5 protein-coding genes are annotated in these 5,335 nt (G+C 61.8%); 3 read left to right on the top strand and 2 right to left on the bottom strand.

Features of this window, described 5'->3' with window-relative positions:
• Positions 1 to 971 (bottom strand): flagellar motor protein MotB (gene motB, locus FEM54_RS23530; protein ID WP_138453341.1); only part of this gene is annotated, 971 nt, incomplete at its 3' end.
• A gap of 3 nt (positions 972 to 974) precedes the next feature.
• Positions 975 to 1,826 carry a flagellar motor stator protein MotA gene (gene motA, locus FEM54_RS23525; protein WP_017138472.1) on the bottom strand — a complete coding sequence of 284 codons (852 nt, stop codon included), beginning with the start codon at positions 1,824 to 1,826 and terminating at the stop codon, positions 975 to 977.
• A 166-nt stretch (positions 1,827 to 1,992) separates the two neighbouring features.
• On the opposite strand from motA, the gene FEM54_RS23520 reads away from it, so the two are divergent.
• From FEM54_RS23520 to asd, 3 genes are read left to right on the top strand one after another with little or no spacing between them, the layout of a single operon-like run.
• A complete protein-coding gene (locus FEM54_RS23520; protein ID WP_017138473.1) occupies positions 1,993 to 3,528 on the top strand; it encodes an HDOD domain-containing protein in 1,536 nt (511 codons plus the stop codon).
• 57 nt (positions 3,529 to 3,585) lie between these two features.
• The gene (rhdA, locus tag FEM54_RS23515; protein WP_138453340.1) at positions 3,586 to 4,401 is read left to right on the top strand and encodes a thiosulfate sulfurtransferase; all 816 of its coding nucleotides are present in this window, start codon (positions 3,586 to 3,588) and stop codon (positions 4,399 to 4,401) included.
• Between the two features lie 15 nt (positions 4,402 to 4,416).
• Positions 4,417 to 5,277: an archaetidylserine decarboxylase gene (asd, locus tag FEM54_RS23510; protein WP_138453339.1), complete on the top strand. Its 861-nt coding sequence runs from the start codon at positions 4,417 to 4,419 to the stop codon at positions 5,275 to 5,277.
• Positions 5,278 to 5,335: the final 58 nt, after the last annotated feature.

Genomic DNA, 5,335 nt, shown 5'->3' with positions numbered 1-5,335 from the left:
AACAGGTTCAGCTTCTGCCGCAGCTCATGGGCCGGCAGCGGCTCCTGCCCTGGCGGAATAGCATTCGGATCTGCCGGCACTTCACCCGGAGCGCCTTCGCCCTGGGTCGGCGCCGCAGGTGGCGGCTGATCACCTTCAATCGCACGCTGGGCTTTTTTAGTCAGCACCACGATATCGATACGGCGGTTGATCGGGTTGAACGGGTCTTTAGGGTCAAACAACTGCGAGGACGCAAACCCCACCACGCGCGCCACTTGCGGGTCGGGATAGCTGCCCGCCACCAGCGCACGACGGGCGGCATTGGCGCGGTTGGCCGAAAGCTCCCAGTTGCCGAAGTCGCCTTGGCCCGCATAGGGCTTGGCGTCGGTATGACCGCTGATGCTGATCTTGTTCGGCACCGCCTTGATGGTGTCGGCCATGGCCAGCAGGATATCTTCGAAGTACGGTTTCAAGCGCGCACTGCCGGAGTCGAACATCGGCCGATTGGCCGCATCGGTGATCTGGATGCGCAAGCCTTCGGGGGTGATCTCGAAGGAAATCTGATCCTTGAACTTCAGCAACTGCGGGTTTTCTTCGACCTTGGTCTGCAGTTCCTGCAGCAACAACTCCAGGCGCTCTTTCTCGACCTGCTCGGCCATGCTCTCGACGGTGTCGCGCTCGATCGGGATGTTTTCCTGCGGCGACTCGGTCTTGACCTCGGGGTTGATGGTGCGCTCAGGCGCCAGTTGCGGCGAGCCGCCCAGGTCGATCACGAAGGGCGTGCCGCTTTCCGAAAAACCAATCGGGTCTTTGAAGTAACCGGCAATGGCGATCTTCTGCTCGGGCGTGGCGGTCGACATCAGCCACAGCACCAGGAAGAACGCCATCATCGCCGTGGCAAAGTCGGCGAAGGCGATTTTCCAGGCGCCGCCATGGTGCCCCGCAGCGAAGCGCTTGACGCGCTTGATGATTATCGGCTGGTTGTTTTCCATGACTTAGCGACCGCGAACCGCTTGTTCCAGCTCGGCAAAACTTGGGCGATGTTTCGGGTACAGCACCTTGCGCCCGAACTCCACCGCCAGCGATGGCGGCATGCCGGACGCCGAAGCCACCAGGCAGGCCTTGATCGCTTCGTACAAATTCACTTCTTCCTTGGCATCGTGGGCCAGGGACGTGGCCAGTGGGCCGAAGAAACCGTAGGCCGCGAGGATACCGAAGAAGGTACCGACGAGGGCCGCGCCCACGTGCATGCCGATAGCCTTCTGGTCGCCCTCACCCAGGGATGCCATGGTCACCACAATGCCGAGTACCGCCGCAACGATACCAAAACCGGGCATGCCGTCGGCGACGCCGGTCACGGCGTGGGAAGGATGTTCCAGCTCTTCCTTCAGGCTGAACAGCTCCATGTCGAACAGCCCTTCGAGCTCGTGCGGGGCCATGTTGCCGGAGGACATGATGCGCAGGTAGTCACAGATGTAGGCGGTCATGCGCTCATCCTTGAGCACGGCCGGGTACTTGGCGAAAATCGGGCTGGCGGCAGCGTCTTCGATGTCGCCTTCGATGGCCATCATGCCTTCGCGGCGGCTCTTGTTGAGGATCTCGTAGATCAGCCCCAGCACTTCAAGATAGAACGTGTGAGAGAAGCGTGAGCTGAACATGCCCAGCGACTTTTTGATCACGTGCATGGTCATGTAGCCGGGGTTGGCCTGCAGGAAAGCACCAAACGCGGCGCCGCCGATGATCAGCACTTCGAAGGGCTGGATCAGCGCGGCAATTTTACCGTGGGACAGGACGTACCCACCGAGCACACTTGCGATGACGACGATGATGCCGATAATTTTAGCCATAGGAGATTGGTACTTGCGCCGTCGGGTTCATGGACATAGTGGGTGCTGCAGAAAACTCTTGTTCTACTTATCGGCAAAACTGCGCCAGACTATAGCCCGTTAAGGCGAAAAGCCAATTCGGCCCGTTCCGGGCGTGTAGAACGCAAGTGATGATCGCGCCCCAATCATGGCAAACGAAACGACAGTTCCAAATACAAAACCCACCACCCTCGCCGCTTGGATCAAGCGCCTGGACGATGTGCTGCTGCCTGTTCCTCAGGCTAGTCACGAACGCGTGTGCAAGGCCATCCGCGACAGCCGCAGTTCATTGCGAGATATTGCCGAGCTGATGCAAAACAGCCCGGCACTGGTGCTCAGTGTGATGCGCGAGGCCAACAGCCAGGCGCACGGCAGCCTGTCGGGGCCGGCGGAAAACCTCGAAGTGGCGCTGAACCGCCTGGGTCTCAAACGCGCCGAAGAATTGCTCGCGCGCCTGCCCTCGGTGCCGGAAAAAGACATCCCGGTGGCTTTGCGCCAACTGCTGCTGATAAGCCAGCACGCCTCACAGCAAGCCAACGGTTTGTTCGCCAGCCGCCTGGCGCGGCTGTGGCAAGACATCCATTGGGGCAGCCTGCTGTTTCTGTCGCCGCTGTGGCCGCTGGCCGTGGCCTACCCAAAACTCCTGGAAGAATGGGAACTGCGGGTCATCCACAAAGGCCAGTCGGCGCACAAGGTCGAGCAGGAACTGTTCGGTGTACGCCTGCTCGACTTGTGCCTTGGCCTGACCGAAGCCTGGCACCTGCCGATCTGGGTGTCCCAGGGCTACAACCTGCTGCTGACCGAGCAGCGCTTGCTGGTCAAGGCGCTGCACATCGCCCGCGAAGATGACGCGCTGCGCCAGCAGCAACTGCTCGATGCCGAACCCAACCTGCGGCGCTGGTTGAACCAACCCGCCAACACCGTGCTGCTGGCCAACGGCCTGGCGATGTCGGCCCAGGAATCCTGGACCTGCCCGCACACCGAGCGCTGGCAATACCTTACCGCGCTGTACCTGCAAGCGCCGCTGTGTGACGTGCAGCAGCAGGTTCACCAACAAGCGGTCACCAGCGCGCGCACCACCTTGATGCCGGACCTCTGGCACCCGGCGCTGTCGCTGATCTGGCCGTGGCATGTGCAGAAGGTCCATCGCGGCCTGCTGCCCGCACCGCCGCCCACTGCCGAAGCACTGGCCGTGTGGCGCAAGCGCTGCACCGAGTTGCTGGTCGAACCGAGCCGCTTTGCCAACGCCATGCACTTGACCACCTGCGCCAAGGAAGCCTTGGTCGCCAGTGGCATGCAGCGGGTGCTGCTCTTTATGGCCGACCGCGCCCTGAGTACCTTGCGTGTGCATCAGGCCGATGGCTTGCCCAAGGACGCTGCCAACCTGAGCCTCGACGTCGTCAACAGCACACTGCTGCAACGCTTGCTGGAAAAGTCCGCCCAGGTGCGCCTCACGCCAGACAATCACGCGCAATTTTCTGCGCTGCTGCCGCCGATCCTGCGCCGCTGGTTTACCGGTGAACACCTGTTGCTACGATCTCTGAGCTGCAATGGCCGCGTGGTGATGCTGATGGTCGCCGACCAGGGCGGCGGGCCGTTCTCGGAAACCACCGTGCAGGCTTTTGGCAAAACCGCTCAATGCATCGAGAAAGCGCTGCACAGCTTTACCAACCGCAGCGCCTGATGCTTGCGCTACAATCGCCCTCTTTTATCACCAACATTTGTGCCCAGGAGACCTCACATGCCTGACTTCTCTGGCTTGCCGCTGGTGATCGAGTCCAGCGACCTGCTTGGTCGCCTGGATGCCGAACACTTGATTCTGGTGGACCTCACCAGTGCCGCCCGCTACGCCGAAGGGCATATCCCCGGCGCGCATTTCGTTGACCCCAAGCGCACCCAACTGGGCCAGCCGCCAGCACCCGGCTTGCTGCCGCACAAGGCCGACCTGGAAAAGCTGTTCGGCGAACTGGGCCACACCCCGGACGCCACTTACGTCGTCTATGACGACGAAGGTGGCGGCTGGGCCGGGCGGTTTATCTGGATGCTCGACGTGATCGGCCACCAGAAGTACCACTACCTGGATGGCGGCCTGCTGGCCTGGCTGGACGAAAAACACCCGGTATCCACCGAAGTGCCCGCCCCGGTTGGCGGCCCGGTCAGCCTCACGCTGCACGACGGCCCCACCGCCACCCGCGAATACCTGCAAAGCCGTCTCGGCGCCGCCGACCTGGGCATCTGGGACGCACGCGGCCCGCTGGAATATTCCGGCGAGAAAGTGCTCGCCGCCAAGGGTGGTCACATCCCCGGCGCCGTCAACTTCGAATGGACTGCCGGCATGGACAAGGCGCGCAACCTGCGTATCCGCCGCGACATGCCGCAGATCCTCGAAGACCTCGGGCTGACCCGCGACAAAGAAATCATCACCCACTGCCAGACTCACCACCGCTCTGGCTTCACCTACCTGGTGGCCAAGGCGCTCGGTTATCCGCGAGTCAAAGGTTATGCCGGTTCCTGGGGCGAATGGGGCAACCACCCCGACACCCCCGTCGAGATTTAAGGTTTAAGGACAGTTATGAAAAAGCAGTTGTTTATCCTCAGCCAGTACTTGCTGCCGCACCACTTGCTGTCGCGCCTGGCCGGCTGCATTGCCGAGTGCCGCGTGCGCTGGTTCAAGAATGCCTTCACGGCGTGGTTCGCCAAGCGCTATCAAGTGGACATGTCCCAGGCGCTGGTCGAAGACCTCACCGCCTACGAGCACTTCAATGCCTTCTTTACCCGCGCCCTGAAAGACGGCGCCCGCCCGCTGGATGAAACTCCAGGCGCGGTGCTGAGCCCAGCCGACGGCGCGGTCAGCCAGCTTGGCCCGATTGAACACGGTCGTGTGTTCCAGGCCAAAGGCCATAGCTTTAGCGTGCTGGAATTGCTCGGTGGTGATGCGGCGTTGGCTGCACCGTTCATGGGCGGTGATTTCGCCACTATTTACCTGTCACCGAAGGATTACCACCGCGTACACATGCCTTTGGCCGGTACGCTGCGTGAGATGGTCTACGTGCCGGGCCGGATTTTCTCGGTCAACCAGACCACCGCCGAAAACGTGCCGGAACTGTTTGCGCGCAACGAGCGTGTTGTCTGCCTGTTCGACACCGAACGCGGCCCGATGGCTGTGGTGTTGGTGGGCGCGATGATTGTGGCGTCGATTGAAACCGTATGGGCCGGGCTGGTCACGCCGCCGAAACGCGAGCTGAAAACCTTCCGCTACGACGAAGCCGCACGCGCGCCGATTCACTTGGAGAAAGGTGCTGAACTGGGCCGCTTCAAGCTGGGTTCGACCGCCATCGTGCTGTTCGGGCCGCATCAGGTGAAGTGGGCAGAGGAGTTGGTGGCGGGTACGCCGGTGCAGATGGGCCAGGGTATCGCACTGCCGAAAGCCTGATTTGAAGCTGATGCAAATCAAATGTGGGAGCCGGGCTTGCCCGCGATAGCGGTAGTTC

The sequence above is a fragment of the Pseudomonas edaphica genome (assembly GCF_005863185.1).
GTDB lineage: Bacteria > Pseudomonadota > Gammaproteobacteria > Pseudomonadales > Pseudomonadaceae > Aquipseudomonas > Aquipseudomonas edaphica.
Note: the sequence above shows the minus strand (reverse complement) of the source record. Positions and strands in the feature narration are given on the sequence as shown.

What these genes read in the sequence shown, in the direction of transcription:
- motA (WP_017138472.1), bottom strand. Translation starts at nt 1,826, where the DNA reads ATGGCTAAAATTATCGGCATCATCGTCGTCATCGCAAGTGTGCTCGGT.
- FEM54_RS23520 (WP_017138473.1), top strand. Translation starts at nt 1,993, where the DNA reads ATGGCAAACGAAACGACAGTTCCAAATACAAAACCCACCACCCTCGCC.
- rhdA (WP_138453340.1), top strand. Translation starts at nt 3,586, where the DNA reads ATGCCTGACTTCTCTGGCTTGCCGCTGGTGATCGAGTCCAGCGACCTG.
- asd (WP_138453339.1), top strand. Translation starts at nt 4,417, where the DNA reads ATGAAAAAGCAGTTGTTTATCCTCAGCCAGTACTTGCTGCCGCACCAC.